The sequence below is a fragment of the Streptomyces chattanoogensis genome (assembly GCF_001294335.1).
GTDB lineage: Bacteria > Actinomycetota > Actinomycetes > Streptomycetales > Streptomycetaceae > Streptomyces > Streptomyces chattanoogensis.
Window position 1 is genome coordinate 163,385 of sequence record NZ_LGKG01000141.1, and the last position, 16,335, is coordinate 179,719.

A 16,335-nucleotide genomic window follows, 5' to 3' on the forward strand; every position below is an offset into this window, starting at 1 on the left:
AATGCCTCGTAAGGGCCCCGCCCCGAAGCGCCCGGTCATCATCGACCCGGTCTACGGTTCTCCTCTGGTGACCTCCCTCATCAACAAGGTGCTGCTGAACGGCAAGCGCTCCACCGCCGAGCGCATCGTCTACGGCGCCATGGAGGGTCTGCGCGAGAAGACCGGTAACGACCCGGTCATCACGCTCAAGCGCGCGCTCGAGAACATCAAGCCGACCCTCGAGGTCAAGTCCCGCCGTGTCGGTGGCGCGACCTACCAGGTCCCGGTCGAGGTCAAGCCCGGCCGCGCTGCCACCCTGTCGCTCCGCTGGCTCGTGGGCTACTCCCGCGCCCGCCGCGAGAAGACCATGACCGAGCGCCTCATGAACGAACTGCTCGACGCCTCCAACGGCCTCGGCGCTTCGGTCAAGAAGCGTGAGGACACGCACAAGATGGCCGAGTCCAACAAGGCCTTCGCGCACTACCGCTGGTAGTCGCAACCCACATCGAGACCGAGAGAAGATTGAGCCGATATGGCCACCACTTCGCTTGACCTGGCCAAGGTCCGCAACATCGGGATCATGGCCCACATCGACGCGGGCAAGACGACCACCACCGAGCGGATCCTGTTCTACACCGGTGTCTCTTACAAGATCGGTGAAGTCCACGACGGCGCTGCCACGATGGACTGGATGGAGCAGGAGCAGGAGCGCGGCATCACGATCACGTCTGCCGCGACGACCTGCCACTGGCCGCTGGAAGACGTCGACCACACCATCAACATCATCGACACCCCGGGCCACGTCGACTTCACCGTCGAGGTGGAGCGCTCGCTGCGCGTGCTCGACGGTGCGGTGACGGTGTTCGACGGCGTCGCCGGTGTCGAGCCCCAGTCGGAGACCGTCTGGCGCCAGGCGGACCGCTACGGCGTTCCCCGCATCTGTTTCGTCAACAAGCTCGACCGGACCGGCGCGGAGTTCCACCGCTGCGTCGACATGATCACGGACCGCCTCGGCGCCGTTCCGCTGGTCATGCAGCTGCCGATCGGCACCGAGATGGACTTCAAGGGCGTCGTCGACCTCGTGAAGATGAAGGCCCTGGTCTGGTCCGCCGAGGCCGCCAAGGGGGAGATGTACGACGTCGTCGACATCCCCGCTTCGCACACCGAGGCCGCCGACGAGTGGCGCGGGAAGCTGCTCGAGGCCGTCGCGGAGAACGACGAGGCCATGATGGAGCTCTACCTCGAGGGCCAGGAGCCCACCGAGGAGCAGCTCTACGCCGCCATCCGTCGTATCACCCTGGCCTCCGGCAAGGCCGACGTGACCACCGTCACCCCGGTGTTCTGCGGTACCGCGTTCAAGAACAAGGGCGTCCAGCCCCTGCTCGACGCGGTCGTGCGCTACCTCCCGTCCCCGCTCGACGTCGAGGCCATCGAGGGCCACGCCGTCAACAACCCGGACGAGGTCGTCAAGCGCAAGCCGTCCGAGAGCGAGCCGCTCTCGGCGCTGGCCTTCAAGATCGCGAGCGACCCCCACCTGGGCAAGCTCACCTTCATCCGGGTGTACTCGGGCCGCCTCGAGGCCGGCTCGCAGGTGCAGAACTCGGTGAAGGGCAAGAAGGAGCGCATCGGCAAGATCTACCGGATGCACGCGAACAAGCGTGAGGAGATCGACGCGGTGGGTGCCGGTGACATCGTCGCCGTCATGGGTCTGAAGCAGACCACCACCGGTGAGACCCTCTGCGACGCGGGCAACCCGGTGATCCTCGAGTCGATGGAGTTCCCGGCCCCGGTCATCCAGGTCGCCATCGAGCCCAAGTCGAAGGGCGACCAGGAGAAGCTGGCAGTCGCGATCCAGCGCCTCGCCGAAGAGGACCCCTCGTTCCAGGTGCACACCGACGAGGAGACCGGCCAGACCATCATCGCGGGTATGGGCGAGCTGCACCTCGACGTGCTGGTCGACCGTATGAAGCGTGAGTTCAAGGTCGAGGCCAACGTCGGCAAGCCGCAGGTGGCCTACCGCGAGACCCTGCGCAAGCCGGTCGAGCGTCTCGACTACACGCACAAGAAGCAGACTGGTGGTTCCGGCCAGTTCGCGAAGGTGCAGATCGCGCTTGCGCCCCTCGAGGGCGACGGGTACGAGTTCGAGAACAAGGTCACCGGTGGCCGTATCCCGCGGGAGTACATCCCGTCCGTGGACGCGGGCTGCCAGGAGGCCATGGAGTTCGGTGTGCTCGCCGGCTACCCGCTGACGGGCGTCAAGGTCACCCTTCTCGACGGTGCCTTCCACGAGGTCGACTCGTCGGAAATGGCCTTCAAGATCGCCGGTTCGATGGCCTTCAAGGAGGCCGCCCGCAAGGCCTCCCCGGCCCTGCTCGAGCCGATGATGAAGGTCGAGGTCACCACGCCCGAGGACTACATGGGCGATGTGATCGGCGACATCAACTCGCGCCGTGGTCAGATCCAGTCCATGGAGGAGCGCAGCGGCGCCAAGCTCGTCACGGGCCTGGTCCCCCTGTCGGAGATGTTCGGCTACGTCGGAGACCTCCGCAGCAAGACCTCGGGTCGCGCAAGCTACTCGATGCAGTTCGACTCCTACGCCGAGGTTCCCCGGAACGTCGCCGAGGAGATCATCGCGAAGGCCAAGGGCGAATAACTCCGTCTCCCGAGAGTCGGAACACGCTTTAGGCTTGACACCGTCTGCCGGGGTAATCCCCGCAATCCGTGAGGAATGCCCCGGCAGCCGGCATCCCAGCAAAGATCACCTGGCGCCGATGAGTAAGGCGTACAGAACCACTTCAGGAGGAACCAGTGGCGAAGGCGAAGTTCGAGCGGACTAAGCCGCACGTCAACATCGGCACCATCGGTCACATTGACCACGGTAAGACGACCCTCACGGCCGCCATTACCAAGGTGCTGCACGACGCGTACCCGGACCTGAACGAGGCCTCGGCCTTCGACCAGATCGACAAGGCTCCTGAGGAGCGCCAGCGCGGTATCACCATCTCCATCGCGCACGTCGAGTACCAGACCGAGTCGCGTCACTACGCCCACGTCGACTGCCCCGGTCACGCGGACTACATCAAGAACATGATCACGGGTGCGGCGCAGATGGACGGCGCCATCCTCGTGGTTGCCGCCACCGACGGCCCGATGCCGCAGACCAAGGAGCACGTGCTCCTGGCCCGCCAGGTCGGCGTTCCGTACATCGTCGTCGCCCTGAACAAGGCCGACATGGTGGACGACGAGGAGATCCTGGAGCTCGTCGAGCTCGAGGTCCGTGAGCTCCTCTCCGAGTACGAGTTCCCGGGCGACGACGTTCCGGTCGTCAAGGTCTCGGCGCTCAAGGCGCTCGAGGGCGACAAGGAGTGGGGCAACTCCGTCCTCGACCTGATGAAGGCCGTCGACGAGTCGATCCCGCAGCCCGAGCGCGACGTCGACAAGCCGTTCCTGATGCCGATCGAGGACGTCTTCACGATCACCGGCCGTGGCACCGTTGTCACCGGTCGTATCGAGCGTGGTGTCCTCAAGGTCAACGAGACCGTCGACATCATCGGCATCAAGACCGAGAAGACCACCACCACGGTCACCGGCATCGAGATGTTCCGCAAGCTGCTCGACGAGGGCCAGGCCGGTGAGAACGTCGGTCTGCTGCTCCGTGGCATCAAGCGCGAGGACGTCGAGCGCGGCCAGGTCATCATCAAGCCGGGCTCGGTCACCCCGCACACCGAGTTCGAGGCGCAGGCCTACATCCTCTCCAAGGACGAGGGTGGCCGCCACACGCCGTTCTTCAACAACTACCGTCCGCAGTTCTACTTCCGTACGACTGACGTGACCGGTGTGGTGACCCTCCCCGAGGGCACCGAGATGGTCATGCCCGGCGACAACACCGAGATGTCCGTCTCGCTGATCCAGCCGGTCGCCATGGAGGAGGGCCTGAAGTTCGCCATCCGTGAGGGTGGCCGGACCGTCGGCGCCGGCCAGGTCACCAAGATCAACAAGTAAGTTCTGTTGATCGGGGAGACCCGGTAGTAGTGGTTCAAGGAGCCCCGCTCGCCATCAGGTGGGCGGGGCTCCTTGACAGTTGGGCCTCGATTGGCCTTACACATCCCACGTATGGCACACTGTCCAGGTTGCTCGGTTGAGTGCCGATGCTGCGCGCCTCCCGCCGGGAGGACTGGAAGCGAGTCCCAGGTATTCGTCGTCCCTTCTCAGGGCCGGAAATACGGGAATCTTCCGGGAAGCGTCAGCGGGGTGCCTCGGCCAGGCGCCCGGTGGGTGTTCTTCCCCCACAATCTCCTTCTCGAAGGATCTCCCCTGCGGAGATTTACGGGAAGGGGTGCGACACGCCCGACCGCGTGGGTCGGAGGTTGGACGGTGCTCCGCAAGGAGCACAGCGCATCGGGTCCCAGAGCGTTACGAGACAAAGGACTACACAGTAGCCATGGCGGGACAGAAGATCCGCATCCGGCTCAAGGCCTACGACCACGAGGTCATCGACACCTCGGCGAAGAAGATCGTCGAGACGGTGACCCGCACTGGTGCGTCGGTCGCAGGCCCGGTGCCGCTGCCCACTGAAAAGAACGTGTACTGCGTCATCAAGTCGCCGCACAAGTACAAGGACTCGCGCGAGCACTTCGAGATGCGCACGCACAAGCGCCTGATCGACATCCTCGACCCGACGCCCAAGACCGTTGACTCGCTGATGCGCCTGGACCTTCCGGCCGGCGTTGACATCGAGATCAAGCTCTGAGAGGCGCGGAAGAGATGGCTAAGCAGATCAAGGGCATCCTGGGCGAGAAGCTCGGCATGACCCAGGTCTGGGACGAGAACAACCGTGTCGTCCCGGTGACCGTGGTGAAGGCCGGCCCCTGCGTCGTTACCCAGGTGCGCACCAATGACCAGGACGGTTACGACTCCGTCCAGATCGCCTTCGGCGAGATCGACCCGCGCAAGGTGAACAAGCCCCTCAAGGGCCACTTCGCGAAGGCCGACGTCACCCCCCGTCGTCACCTCGTCGAGGTCCGTACTCCTGACGCCAGTGAGTACACCCTCGGCCAGGAGCTGACCGCTGAGACCTTCGAGTCCGGCGTCAAGGTGGACGTGACCGGCAAGAGCAAGGGCAAGGGCTTCGCCGGTGTCATGAAGCGTCATGGCTTCCACGGCGGCAAGGCCTCCCACGGTGCCCACCGCGTGCACCGTAAGCCCGGCTCCATCGGTGGCTGCGCCACCCCGGGCCGCGTGTTCAAGGGCATGCGGATGGCCGGCCGTATGGGCAATGAGCGGGTCACCACCCAGAACCTGACCGTCCACGCCGTTGACGCGGAGAAGGGTCTGCTGCTCATCAAGGGCGCAGTTCCTGGTCCGAACGGCGGCCTCGTCCTGGTCCGTACCGCGGCCAAGGGGGCCTGAGGTAACCGATGAGCACCATTGACATCCTTTCGCCTGCTGGCGACAAGGCCGGGACCGTCGAGCTCCCCGCGGAGATCTTCGACGCCAAGGTCAGCGTTCCGCTGATCCACCAGGTCGTTGTTGCGCAGCTGGCCGCGGCCCGTCAGGGCACGCACAAGACCAAGACTCGCGGCGAGGTCCGCGGCGGTGGCAAGAAGCCGTACCGCCAGAAGGGCACCGGCCGCGCGCGCCAGGGTTCGACCCGTGCGCCGCAGTTCGCCGGCGGTGGCGTCGTCCACGGCCCCGTGCCGCGTGACTACAGCCAGCGGACCCCGAAGAAGATGAAGGCCGCCGCCCTGCGCGGTGCCCTCACCGACCGGGCCCGCAACAGCCGCATCCACGTCGTTGCCGGCGTGGTCGAGGGCACGGCTTCCACCAAGGCCGCCAAGTCCCTGCTGGGCAAGGTCAGCGAGCGCAAGAACGTGCTCCTGGTCGCCGAGCGCAGCGACGAGGCCGCGTGGCTGTCCGCCCGCAACCTGCCCCAGGTCCACATCCTGGAGCCGGGCCAGCTGAACACGTACGACGTGCTCGTCTCCGACGACGTGGTCTTCACCAAGGCCGCCTTCGAGTCCTTCGTGTCTGGCCCCAAGGCCAACGCTGAGACCGAAGGGAGCGACGCCTGATGACTGAGGCCGTCGTCACCAGCAAGACCTTCACGGACCCCCGCGACATTCTCGTCAAGCCGGTGGTTTCCGAGAAGAGCTACGCGCTGCTGGACGAGAACAAGTACACGTTCGTCGTCGACCCGCGCGCGAACAAGACCCAGATCAAGCAGGCCGTCGAGGCGGTCTTCTCGGTCAAGGTCACCGGGGTCAACACGATCAACCGGCAGGGTAAGCGCAAGCGCACCAAGACCGGTTTCGGTAAGCGCGCGAACACCAAGCGCGCCATCGTGACCCTCGCCGAGGGCGACCGTATCGACATCTTCGGCGGTCCGACCGCCTAAGGGCGGTCCGGATCGTCCGAAATCGGACGAGGACTGAGAAATGGGTATCCGCAAGTACAAGCCGACGACCCCGGGCCGTCGTGGCTCCAGCGTCGCCGACTTTGTCGAGATCACGCGGTCCACGCCGGAGAAGTCGCTGGTCCGCCCGCTGCACAGCAAGGGCGGCCGTAACAACGCCGGTCGTGTGACCGTTCGCCACCAGGGCGGTGGCCACAAGCGCGCCTACCGAGTGATCGACTTCCGTCGTCACGACAAGGACGGCGTGCCGGCCAAGGTCGCGCACATCGAGTACGACCCGAACCGCACCGCGCGCATCGCGCTGCTGCACTACGCAGACGGCGAGAAGCGCTACATCATCGCGCCCCGTGGCCTGAGCCAGGGTGACCGGATTGAGAACGGCCCTGGCGCCGACATCAAGCCCGGCAACAACCTGCCGCTGCGTCACATCCCCGTGGGTACGACGATCCACGCGATCGAGCTGCGTCCGGGCGGCGGTGCGAAGTTCGCCCGCTCGGCCGGTGCCTCCGTGCAGCTGCTGGCGCGGGAGGGCTCGATGGCCCACCTGCGTATGCCGTCCGGTGAGATCCGCCTGGTCGACGTCCGCTGCCGCGCCACTGTCGGCGAGGTCGGCAACGCCGAGCAGTCGAACATCAACTGGGGTAAGGCCGGCCGTATGCGCTGGAAGGGCGTCCGCCCGACCGTGCGTGGTGTCGTGATGAACCCGGTTGACCACCCGCACGGTGGTGGTGAGGGCAAGACCTCCGGTGGTCGCCACCCGGTCTCGCCCTGGGGCCAGAAGGAGGGTCGTACTCGCTCGCCGAAGAAGGCCAGCAACAAGTACATCGTCCGCCGCCGCAAGACGAACAAGAAGCGCTAGGAGCGGGTTTAGATGCCGCGCAGTCTCAAGAAGGGGCCCTTCGTCGACGACCACCTCGCCAAGAAGGTGGACGTACAGAACGATGCAGGCACCAAGAACGTCATCAAGACCTGGTCCCGCCGCTCGATGATCGTCCCGGCCATGCTCGGCCACACGATCGCGGTGCACGACGGCCGCAAGCACGTCCCGGTGTTCGTCACCGAGTCGATGGTCGGCCACAAGCTCGGCGAGTTTGCGCCGACCCGCACCTTCCGCGGCCACGAGAAGGACGACCGCAAGTCGCGTCGTCGCTGATCGACCGGAGTGCGAAGACTATGACTGACACCGAAGGGACAACCATGGAAGCCAGGGCCCAGGCGCGGTACATCCGCGTCACGCCCATGAAGGCCCGCCGCGTGGTGGACCTTATCCGTGGCATGGATGCCACGGAGGCTCAGGCGGTCCTGCGTTTCGCCCCGCAGGCCGCGAGCGTGCCGGTGGGCAAGGTGCTGGACAGCGCCATTGCCAACGCCGCGCACAACTACGACCACACCGACGCCTCCACGCTGGTCATCAGCGAGGCGTACGTGGATGAGGGCCCGACCCTGAAGCGGTTCCGTCCGCGTGCCCAGGGCCGTGCCTACCGGATCCGTAAGCGGACCAGCCACATCACCGTGGTCGTCAGCAGCAAGGAAGGAACCCGGTAATGGGCCAGAAGGTAAACCCGCATGGGTTCCGACTCGGCATCACCACCGACTTCAAGTCGCGTTGGTACGCCGACAAGCTGTACAAGGACTACGTCAAGGAAGACGTCGCCATTCGTCGCATGATGACGAAGGGCATGGAGCGCGCCGGTATCTCGAAGGTGGAGATCGAGCGCACCCGTGAGCGCGTCCGCGTTGACATCCACACCGCTCGTCCGGGCATCGTCATCGGCCGCCGCGGCGCCGAGGCCGACCGCATCCGCGGCGAGCTGGAGAAGCTGACCGGCAAGCAGGTCCAGCTGAACATCCTCGAGGTCAAGAACCCCGAGACCGACGCTCAGCTGGTGGCCCAGGCCGTCGCCGAGCAGCTGTCCTCCCGCGTCTCCTTCCGTCGCGCCATGCGCAAGAGCATGCAGTCGACGATGAAGGCCGGCGCCAAGGGCATCAAGATCCAGTGCGGTGGCCGTCTCGGCGGCGCCGAGATGTCCCGCTCGGAGTTCTACCGCGAGGGCCGTGTGCCCCTGCACACTCTCCGTGCGAACGTCGACTACGGCTTCTTCGAGGCCAAGACCACCTTCGGCCGCATCGGCGTGAAGGTCTGGATCTACAAGGGCGACGTCAAGAACATCGCCGAGGTTCGCGCCGAGAACGCTGCCGCCCGTGCGGGTAACCGCCCGGCCCGCGGTGGCGGTAACGACCGCCCGCGTCGCGGTGGCGAGCGTGGCGGCCGCGGCCGCAAGCCGCAGCAGAGCGCCGCTGCCGAGGCCCCCAAGGCCGAGGCCGCTGCCGCTGCTCCGGCTGAGAGCACCGGAACGGAGGCCTGACCGACATGCTGATCCCTCGCAGGGTCAAGCACCGCAAGCAGCACCACCCGAAGCGCAATGGCATGGCCAAGGGTGGCACCGAGCTGGCCTTCGGTGAGTACGGCATCCAGGCCGTCACCCCGGCCTACGTGACGAACCGTCAGATCGAGTCCGCTCGTATCGCGATGACCCGTCACATCAAGCGTGGCGGCAAGGTCTGGATCAACATCTACCCGGACCGCCCGCTCACGAAGAAGCCTGCCGAGACCCGCATGGGTTCCGGTAAGGGTTCTCCGGAGTGGTGGGTCGCGAACGTCAAGCCCGGTCGGGTGATGTTCGAGCTGTCCTTCCCGAACGAGAAGGTTGCTAAGGAGGCGCTGACCCGCGCCGCCCACAAGCTTCCGATGAAGTGCCGCATCGTTCGGCGCGAGGCAGGTGAATCGTGATGTCGGCCGTTACCAAGGCGTCCGAGCTGCGCGAGCTGAACAACGAGGACCTCGTTGCCAAGCTGCGTGAGGCCAAGGAAGAGCTGTTCAACCTCCGCTTCCAGGCGGCGACCGGACAGCTCGAGAACCACGGCCGGCTGAAGGCCGTCCGCAAGGACATCGCCCGGATCTACACCCTGATGCGTGAGCGCGAGCTGGGCATCGAGACGGTGGAGAGCGCCTGATGAGCGAGAAGAATGTGACTGAGACGAACGAGCGCGGTTTCCGCAAGACCCGTGAGGGTCTCGTCGTCAGCGACAAGATGGACAAGACCGTCGTCGTCGCTGTCGAGGACCGTGTCAAGCACGCGCTGTACGGCAAGGTCATCCGCCGTACCAACAAGCTCAAGGCGCACGACGAGCAGAACGCTGCCGGTGTCGGCGACCGCGTCCTCCTGATGGAGACCCGGCCGCTGTCCGCCACCAAGCGCTGGCGCATCGTCGAGATCCTCGAGAAGGCCAAGTAATCCCTCCTAGGGGGACCCCCTAGGAACAGTTCCGCCAGGCTCGGCAGGGGTTTCACGTGAAACCCCTGCCGGGAACCGGCAGACATTCAGGAGATAGACGTGATCCAGCAGGAGTCGCGACTGCGTGTCGCCGACAACACTGGTGCGAAGGAAATCCTTTGCATCCGTGTTCTCGGTGGTTCCGGTCGCCGCTACGCGGGCATCGGTGACGTCATCGTCGCCACCGTGAAGGACGCGATCCCCGGTGGCAACGTGAAGAAGGGTGACGTCGTCAAGGCCGTCATCGTTCGCACCGTCAAGGAGCGCCGCCGTCCGGACGGCTCGTACATCCGCTTCGACGAGAACGCGGCCGTCATCCTCAAGAACGATGGCGACCCCCGCGGCACCCGTATCTTCGGCCCCGTGGGCCGTGAGCTGCGCGAGAAGAAGTTCATGAAGATCATCTCGCTCGCGCCGGAGGTGCTGTAACCGATGAAGATCAAGAAGGGCGACCTGGTCCAGGTCATCACCGGTAAGGACAAGGGCAAGCAGGGCAAGGTCATCCAGGCCTTCCCCCGCGAGGACCGTGTCCTGGTCGAGGGTGTCAACCGGGTCAAGAAGCACACCAAGGCCGGTCAGACGGCTCGTGGTTCGAAGACCGGCGGCATCGTGACGACCGAGGCCCCTGTCCACGTCAGCAACGTTCAGCTGGTTGTGGAGAAGGACGGCCAGAAGGTTGTCACCCGCGTCGGATACCGCTTCGACGACGAAGGCAACAAGATCCGCGTTGCCAAGCGGACCGGTGAGGACATCTGATGACTGCCACCACCAACGCGCCGCGTCTGAAGCTGCGCTACCGCGAAGAGATCGCCGGGAAGCTGAAGGACGAGTTCTCGTACGAGAACGTCATGCAGATCCCCGGTCTGACCAAGATCGTGGTCAACATGGGTGTGGGCGACGCCGCCCGCGACTCCAAGCTGATCGAGGGTGCCATCAAGGACCTCACCACGATCACCGGTCAGAAGCCGGCCGTCACCAAGGCCCGTAAGTCCATCGCGCAGTTCAAGCTGCGTGAGGGCCAGCCGATCGGTGCCCACGTCACCCTCCGTGGTGACCGCATGTGGGAGTTCCTGGACCGCCTGCTGTCGCTCGCGCTGCCGCGCATCCGCGACTTCCGTGGTCTGTCCCCGAAGCAGTTCGACGGTCGGGGCAACTACACCTTCGGTCTCACGGAGCAGGTCATGTTCCACGAGATCGACCAGGACAAGATCGACCGTACCCGGGGTATGGACATCACCGTGGTCACCACGGCGACCAACGACGATGAGGGCCGCGCTCTCCTTCGTCACCTCGGCTTCCCGTTCAAGGAGGCGTGAGCGAGATGGCGAAGAAGGCTCTGATTGCCAAGGCTGCTCGCAAGCCGAAGTTCGGTGTGCGTGCGTACACCCGCTGCCAGCGCTGCGGCCGCCCGCACTCCGTGTACCGCAAGTTCGGCCTGTGCCGCGTGTGCCTTCGTGAGATGGCTCACCGTGGCGAGCTGCCGGGCGTGACCAAGAGCTCCTGGTAATCCCCTAGTTGGGATTCCCTGGAGGCTCTCGGTAAGCAATCGGTCGGCGGGCGCCGAAGCCCCTGTTCCCGTAGGGTAGAGGGGTTTGGGCGTTCCGCCGCCCGAGACCGACCGCGGGCCGAGCCCGCAAACGTCGCTTACTACGCCGTAGGTCCCCGCGCCGCACCCGTCCCGACTCTGTTCGGGGAGAGGGATGGCGCACATAGGAAACCCCGGCGAGAGAGGCCGAAGGCCAATTCATGACCATGACTGACCCCATCGCAGACATGCTGACCCGTCTGCGGAACGCGAACTCGGCGTACCACGACACCGTCGTGATGCCGCACAGCAAGATCAAGTCGCACATCGCGGAGATCCTCCAGCAGGAGGGTTACATCACCGGCTGGAAGGTCGAGGACGCCGAGGTCGGCAAGAACCTCGTTCTCGACCTCAAGTTCGGTCCGAACCGCGAGCGCTCGATCGCCGGCATCAAGCGGATCTCGAAGCCGGGCCTGCGGGTCTACGCAAAGTCCACCAACCTGCCGAAGGTCCTCGGCGGCCTGGGCGTGGCGATCATCTCCACGTCCCACGGTCTCCTGACCGGCCAGCAGGCGCAGAAGAAGGGCGTGGGTGGGGAAGTCCTCGCCTACGTCTGGTAACCAGGGAACGGAGGAATAGCTAATGTCGCGTATTGGCAAGCTGCCCATCCAGGTTCCCGCTGGTGTGGACGTCACCATCGAGGGCCGCACGGTTTCGGTGAAGGGCCCCAAGGGTTCCCTCGCGCACACCGTCGCGGCGCCCATCGAGGTCGCCAAGGGTGAGGACGGCGTCATCGTCGTCACCCGCCCGAACGACGAGCGTCAGAACAAGGCCCTGCACGGCCTGTCCCGCACGCTGGTGGCGAACATGATCACCGGCGTGACCCAGGGCTACAGCAAGGCGCTCGAGATCAGCGGTGTCGGTTACCGCGTCCAGGCGAAGGGCTCCAACCTGGAGTTCGCGCTGGGCTACAGCCACCCGATCCTGATCGAGGCCCCCGAGGGGATCTCCTTCAAGGTCGAGTCCCCGACCAAGCTCAGCGTCGAGGGCATCGACAAGCAGAAGGTCGGCGAGGTGGCGGCGAACATCCGCAAGCTGCGCAAGCCTGACCCGTACAAGGCCAAGGGCGTCAAGTACGCCGGCGAGGTCATCCGCCGCAAGGTCGGAAAGGCTGGTAAGTAAGCCATGGCATACGGTGTGAAGATCGCTAAGGGCAACGCCTACAAGCGCGCTGCCGCTAAGCGTCGCCACATCCGCATCCGTAAGCGGATTTCGGGTACGCCGGCGCGTCCGCGCCTGGTCGTGACGCGTTCCAACCGCGGTATTACCGCGCAGGTCATCGACGACATCGCGGGCCACACGCTCGCGTCGGCGTCGACCCTGGACGCGTCCATCCGTGGCGGCGAGGGCGACAAGAGCGCCCAGGCCCAGAAGGTTGGCGCCCTGGTTGCCGAGCGTGCCAAGGCCGCCGGTGTCGAGGCCGTCGTGTTCGACCGTGGTGGCAAGCAGTACGCCGGGCGGATTGCCGCTCTGGCCGACGCCGCCCGCGAAGCCGGGCTGAAGTTCTAAGCCCCGGTTCCGGAGCTAGCGGACGTAACAGAGAGAGGTAAATCCAATGGCTGGACCCCAGCGCCGCGGAAGCGGTGCCGGTGGCGGCGAGCGGCGGGACCGGAAGGGTCGCGACGGTGGCGCTGCCGCCGAGAAGACCGCGTACGTTGAGCGCGTAGTCGCGATCAACCGCGTCGCCAAGGTTGTCAAGGGTGGTCGTCGCTTCAGCTTCACTGCGCTGGTCGTGGTGGGCGACGGTGACGGCACCGTGGGTGTCGGTTACGGCAAGGCCAAGGAAGTTCCGGCTGCCATCGCCAAGGGCGTGGAAGAGGCCAAGAAGAACTTCTTCAAGGTCCCCCGTATCCAGGGCACCATCCCGCACCCCATCCAGGGCGAGAAGGCTGCGGGCGTCGTCCTGCTCAAGCCGGCTTCCCCCGGTACCGGTGTGATCGCCGGTGGCCCGGTGCGCGCCGTCCTGGAGTGCGCGGGCATCCACGACGTGCTGAGCAAGTCGCTCGGTTCGTCGAACCCGATCAACATCGTGCACGCCACGGTGACCGCGCTTCAGGGCCTTCAGCGCCCCGAGGAGATCGCGGCCCGTCGTGGCCTGCCCCTGGAGGACGTGGCTCCCGCCGCTCTGCTGCGGGCGCGTGCTGGGGTGAGCGCGTAATGGCTCGCCTTCAGATCACGCAGACCAAGTCCTACATCGGCAGCAAGCAGAACCACCGCGACACCCTGCGTTCCCTGGGCCTCAAGCGCCTGGGTGACGTGGTTGTCAAGGAGGACCGCCCCGAGTTCCGCGGCATGGTGCACACCGTCCGCCACCTCGTGACGGTCAAGGAGGTCGACTGACATGGCGGAGCAGAACCCGCTGAAGGTCCACAACCTCCGGCCCGCCCCGGGCGCCAAGACCGCCAAGACCCGTGTCGGTCGTGGTGAGGCGTCCAAGGGTAAGACCGCTGGTCGTGGTACCAAGGGCACCAAGGCCCGTTACCAGGTTCCGGAGCGCTTCGAGGGTGGCCAGATGCCGCTCCACATGCGCCTCCCGAAGCTGAAGGGCTTCAAGAACCCCGCTCACAAGCAGTTCCAGGTCGTGAACCTGGACAAGCTGGCCGCGCTCTACCCGCAGGGTGGCGAGGTCACGGTGGCCGACCTGGTCGCCAAGGGCGCGGTGCGCAAGAACGAGCTCGTCAAGGTCCTGGGCCAGGGCGAGATTTCCGTGGCGCTGACGGTGACGGTTGACTCCGTTTCCGGCTCCGCCAAGGAGAAGATTGCCGCTGCCGGCGGCAGCGTCACCGAACTCATCTGAGTTCGTTGGTTCAACTGACCGGGGATGCCCATTGATTGGGGCATCCCCGGTTGGTCGTTCCACGGGGGTACGGTCGCCGGTAAGGTGGCAGGCACTGTTGTTTTCCGGGGCTTTGCCCCGACCCCCGCCGCGCGGGCTCCCTGTCCGTGCGGCTTGGCTGCCAAGTATTCGTCGATCCTCAAGACCGTCACCTCCCGCTTGTGAGGCGGGAGGCGCAGGAGGCACCGTGCTCACCGCGTTCGCCCGAGCGTTCAAGACGCCCGACCTGCGCAAGAAGCTGCTGTTCACATTGGGCATCATCGTGCTCTACCGGATCGGCGCACATGTCCCGGTCCCCGGGGTGAACTACGCGAACGTCGAGACCTGCATGCAGCAGGCCGGCGGCAACAGCGGGTTGTTCGCCCTGGTGAACATGTTCAGCGGTGGTGCGCTGCTGCAGATCACGATCTTCGCGCTGGGGATCATGCCGTACATCACGGCGAGCATCATCCTCCAGCTGCTGACCGTGGTCATCCCCCGGCTGGAGGCCCTCAAGAAAGAGGGGCAGACCGGCCAGGCGAAGATCACCCAGTACACCCGCTATCTGACCGTGGCGCTCGCCATCATGCAGGGCACCGGCCTGGTGGCCACCGCCCGCAGCGGCGCGCTCTTCCGGAGCTGCCCGGTCGCCAGCGAGATCGTGCCGAGCGACTCCATCTTCACCACCATCACGATGGTCATCACGATGACCGCCGGTACGGGCCTGATCATGTGGCTCGGTGAGCTGGTGACCGACCGCGGTATCGGCAACGGCATGTCGATCCTGATGTTCATCTCGATCGCCGCCGGCTTCCCCGGCGCCCTGTGGCAGATCAAGATCACCGGCAAGCTCGCCGACGGCTGGATCGAGTTCTTCGCCGTGATCGCGGTGGGCCTGGCGATGGTCGCCCTGGTGGTCTTCGTCGAGCAGGCGCAGCGGCGCATTCCGGTGCAGTACGCGAAGCGGATGATCGGGCGCCGTTCCTACGGCGGTACGTCCACTTACATCCCGCTCAAGGTGAATCAGGCGGGTGTGATTCCCGTCATCTTCGCGTCATCGCTGCTCTACATTCCGGCCCTCATCGCTCAGTTCAGCGGGTCGAAGGCGGGATGGGCGAACTGGATCGCCACCAACTTCACCAAGGGAAATCACCCCGTTTACATCGTTACGTACTTCCTGCTGATCGTCTTCTTCGCCTTTTTCTACGTCGCCATCAGCTTCAACCCCGAAGAAGTTGCCGACAACATGAAGAAGTATGGTGGCTTCATCCCGGGTATCCGGGCTGGTCGCCCGACGGCCGAGTACCTCAGCTACGTGCTCAACCGGATCACGTGGCCGGGCTCGCTGTATCTGGGGCTGATCGCACTCGTACCAACAGTGGCGTTGGTGCTGTTCAACACGCAACAGAACTTCCCGTTCGGCGGGACGAGCATCCTGATCATCGTGGGTGTGGGTCTGGAAACCGTGAAGCAGATCGAGAGTCAGCTCCAGCAGCGCAATTACGAAGGGTTCCTCCGCTGATGCGAATCGTCCTCGTCGGACCTCCGGGGGCCGGTAAGGGTACGCAGGCCGCGTACCTCGCCAAGAACCTCGCGATCCCGCACATCTCCACGGGGGACCTGTTCCGCGCGAACATCAGTCAGGGCACGCCGCTCGGTCTCGAGGCGAAGTCCTACATGGACGCGGGGAACCTGGTACCGGACTCGGTGACCATCCGCATGGCCGAGGACCGGATGGGGCACGAGGACGCGGCGAACGGCTTTCTGCTGGACGGCTTCCCGCGCAACGTGGGCCAGGCCGAGGCGCTGGACGACTACCTGAAGGAGAACGACCTTCAGCTGGACGCCGTCCTGGACCTGGAGGTCCCGGAGGACGAGGTCGTCAAGCGGATCGCCGGCCGGCGGATCTGCCGCAAGGACAGCAGCCACGTCTTCCACGCGGAGTACAACAAGCCGAAGGCCGAGGGCGTCTGTGACGTCTGCGGCGGCGAGCTGTACCAGCGCGACGACGACCGCGAGGAGACCGTCCGCAACCGGCTGGACGTCTACCACACGCAGACCGAGCCGATCATCGACTACTACAAGGCCCAGGATCTGGTCGTCACGATCCCGGCGCTCGGCAAGGTCGCGGAGGTCACGGAGCGCGCGATGGCCGCGCTGCAGGCCCTGGCCAAGTAAAACGGTTCGGTACGGCCGCGGTGTCCCCTTG

At 65.5% G+C, this 16,335-nt stretch carries 26 protein-coding genes; all 26 read left to right on the forward strand.

Going from position 1 to position 16,335, the window contains the following annotated elements; all coding sequences use genetic code 11:
* Position 1: 1 nt before the first annotated feature.
* The 26 genes from rpsG to ADL29_RS20655 all read left to right on the forward strand — a co-directional run bounded on the left by rpsG (position 2) and on the right by ADL29_RS20655 (position 16,304).
* Positions 2 to 472 (forward strand): 30S ribosomal protein S7, encoded by a 471-nt coding sequence (gene rpsG / locus ADL29_RS20530; RefSeq protein ID WP_004571813.1) that lies wholly within the window; start codon positions 2 to 4, stop codon positions 470 to 472.
* Positions 473 to 511: 39 nt separating this feature from the next.
* Positions 512 to 2,632: an elongation factor G gene (gene fusA, locus ADL29_RS20535; protein WP_053925085.1), complete on the forward strand. Its 2,121-nt coding sequence runs from the start codon at positions 512 to 514 to the stop codon at positions 2,630 to 2,632.
* A gap of 155 nt (positions 2,633 to 2,787) precedes the next feature.
* Positions 2,788 to 3,981: an elongation factor Tu gene (gene tuf / locus ADL29_RS20540; RefSeq protein ID WP_053925086.1), complete on the forward strand. Its 1,194-nt coding sequence runs from the start codon at positions 2,788 to 2,790 to the stop codon at positions 3,979 to 3,981.
* Positions 3,982 to 4,420: 439 nt separating this feature from the next.
* Positions 4,421 to 4,729, forward strand: coding sequence for a 30S ribosomal protein S10 (gene rpsJ, locus ADL29_RS20545; protein WP_004571821.1), 309 nt, complete (start codon positions 4,421 to 4,423; stop codon positions 4,727 to 4,729).
* Positions 4,730 to 4,743: 14 nt separating this feature from the next.
* A complete protein-coding gene (gene rplC, locus ADL29_RS20550) occupies positions 4,744 to 5,388 on the forward strand; it encodes a 50S ribosomal protein L3 (protein WP_046927442.1) in 645 nt (214 codons plus the stop codon).
* Between the two features lie 8 nt (positions 5,389 to 5,396).
* Entirely contained in the window at positions 5,397 to 6,050 is a 654-nt protein-coding gene (gene rplD, locus ADL29_RS20555) for a 50S ribosomal protein L4 (protein ID WP_046927443.1), read from the forward strand.
* A complete protein-coding gene (gene rplW / locus ADL29_RS20560) occupies positions 6,050 to 6,373 on the forward strand; it encodes a 50S ribosomal protein L23 (protein ID WP_053925087.1) in 324 nt (107 codons plus the stop codon). The genes rplD and rplW overlap by 1 nt, the downstream gene beginning before the upstream one ends.
* Before the next feature lie 40 nt (positions 6,374 to 6,413).
* Positions 6,414 to 7,250, forward strand: coding sequence for a 50S ribosomal protein L2 (gene rplB, locus ADL29_RS20565; RefSeq protein WP_030283452.1), 837 nt, complete (start codon positions 6,414 to 6,416; stop codon positions 7,248 to 7,250).
* 12 nt (positions 7,251 to 7,262) lie between these two features.
* Entirely contained in the window at positions 7,263 to 7,544 is a 282-nt protein-coding gene (gene rpsS / locus ADL29_RS20570) for a 30S ribosomal protein S19 (protein WP_016571057.1), read from the forward strand.
* 44 nt (positions 7,545 to 7,588) lie between these two features.
* Positions 7,589 to 7,936, forward strand: coding sequence for a 50S ribosomal protein L22 (gene rplV, locus ADL29_RS20575; RefSeq protein WP_009997296.1), 348 nt, complete (start codon positions 7,589 to 7,591; stop codon positions 7,934 to 7,936).
* Entirely contained in the window at positions 7,936 to 8,757 is an 822-nt protein-coding gene (rpsC, locus tag ADL29_RS20580) for a 30S ribosomal protein S3 (protein ID WP_053925088.1), read from the forward strand. Before rplV ends, rpsC begins: the two co-directional genes overlap by 1 nt.
* Before the next feature lie 5 nt (positions 8,758 to 8,762).
* Entirely contained in the window at positions 8,763 to 9,182 is a 420-nt protein-coding gene (gene rplP / locus ADL29_RS20585; protein ID WP_004571829.1) for a 50S ribosomal protein L16, read from the forward strand.
* Positions 9,182 to 9,406 carry a 50S ribosomal protein L29 gene (rpmC, locus tag ADL29_RS20590; protein WP_046927445.1) on the forward strand — a complete coding sequence of 75 codons (225 nt, stop codon included), beginning with the start codon at positions 9,182 to 9,184 and terminating at the stop codon, positions 9,404 to 9,406. Before rplP ends, rpmC begins: the two co-directional genes overlap by 1 nt.
* Positions 9,406 to 9,687 (forward strand): 30S ribosomal protein S17, encoded by a 282-nt coding sequence (gene rpsQ, locus ADL29_RS20595; protein ID WP_006604882.1) that lies wholly within the window; start codon positions 9,406 to 9,408, stop codon positions 9,685 to 9,687. Before rpmC ends, rpsQ begins: the two co-directional genes overlap by 1 nt.
* 99 nt (positions 9,688 to 9,786) lie before the next feature.
* Positions 9,787 to 10,155: a 50S ribosomal protein L14 gene (gene rplN, locus ADL29_RS20600; RefSeq protein WP_003998823.1), complete on the forward strand. Its 369-nt coding sequence runs from the start codon at positions 9,787 to 9,789 to the stop codon at positions 10,153 to 10,155.
* A 3-nt stretch (positions 10,156 to 10,158) separates the two neighbouring features.
* Positions 10,159 to 10,482 carry a 50S ribosomal protein L24 gene (gene rplX, locus ADL29_RS20605; RefSeq protein ID WP_053925089.1) on the forward strand — a complete coding sequence of 108 codons (324 nt, stop codon included), beginning with the start codon at positions 10,159 to 10,161 and terminating at the stop codon, positions 10,480 to 10,482.
* On the forward strand, positions 10,482 to 11,042 hold the full coding sequence (rplE, locus tag ADL29_RS20610; protein WP_046927447.1) for a 50S ribosomal protein L5: 561 nt from the start codon (positions 10,482 to 10,484) through the stop codon (positions 11,040 to 11,042). The genes rplX and rplE overlap by 1 nt, the downstream gene beginning before the upstream one ends.
* Positions 11,043 to 11,047: 5 nt before the next feature.
* Positions 11,048 to 11,233 (forward strand): type Z 30S ribosomal protein S14, encoded by a 186-nt coding sequence (locus ADL29_RS20615; protein ID WP_003956452.1) that lies wholly within the window; start codon positions 11,048 to 11,050, stop codon positions 11,231 to 11,233.
* Positions 11,234 to 11,472: 239 nt separating this feature from the next.
* A complete protein-coding gene (gene rpsH, locus ADL29_RS20620; RefSeq protein WP_046927448.1) occupies positions 11,473 to 11,871 on the forward strand; it encodes a 30S ribosomal protein S8 in 399 nt (132 codons plus the stop codon).
* Between the two features lie 22 nt (positions 11,872 to 11,893).
* Entirely contained in the window at positions 11,894 to 12,433 is a 540-nt protein-coding gene (gene rplF, locus ADL29_RS20625; protein WP_053925090.1) for a 50S ribosomal protein L6, read from the forward strand.
* 3 nt (positions 12,434 to 12,436) lie between these two features.
* Positions 12,437 to 12,820 (forward strand): 50S ribosomal protein L18, encoded by a 384-nt coding sequence (gene rplR, locus ADL29_RS20630; RefSeq protein ID WP_053925091.1) that lies wholly within the window; start codon positions 12,437 to 12,439, stop codon positions 12,818 to 12,820.
* A gap of 46 nt (positions 12,821 to 12,866) precedes the next feature.
* Complete coding sequence (rpsE, locus tag ADL29_RS20635; protein ID WP_030413022.1) at positions 12,867 to 13,469, forward strand: 30S ribosomal protein S5; 603 nt, start codon at positions 12,867 to 12,869, stop codon at positions 13,467 to 13,469.
* Positions 13,469 to 13,651, forward strand: coding sequence for a 50S ribosomal protein L30 (gene rpmD / locus ADL29_RS20640; protein WP_046927451.1), 183 nt, complete (start codon positions 13,469 to 13,471; stop codon positions 13,649 to 13,651). Before rpsE ends, rpmD begins: the two co-directional genes overlap by 1 nt.
* A gap of 1 nt (position 13,652) precedes the next feature.
* A complete protein-coding gene (gene rplO, locus ADL29_RS20645; RefSeq protein WP_053925092.1) occupies positions 13,653 to 14,108 on the forward strand; it encodes a 50S ribosomal protein L15 in 456 nt (151 codons plus the stop codon).
* A 226-nt stretch (positions 14,109 to 14,334) separates the two neighbouring features.
* Positions 14,335 to 15,648 (forward strand): preprotein translocase subunit SecY, encoded by a 1,314-nt coding sequence (gene secY, locus ADL29_RS20650; protein WP_046927453.1) that lies wholly within the window; start codon positions 14,335 to 14,337, stop codon positions 15,646 to 15,648.
* The gene (locus tag ADL29_RS20655) at positions 15,648 to 16,304 is read left to right on the forward strand and encodes an adenylate kinase (protein ID WP_046927454.1); all 657 of its coding nucleotides are present in this window, start codon (positions 15,648 to 15,650) and stop codon (positions 16,302 to 16,304) included. Before secY ends, ADL29_RS20655 begins: the two co-directional genes overlap by 1 nt.
* Positions 16,305 to 16,335 lie beyond the last annotated feature (31 nt).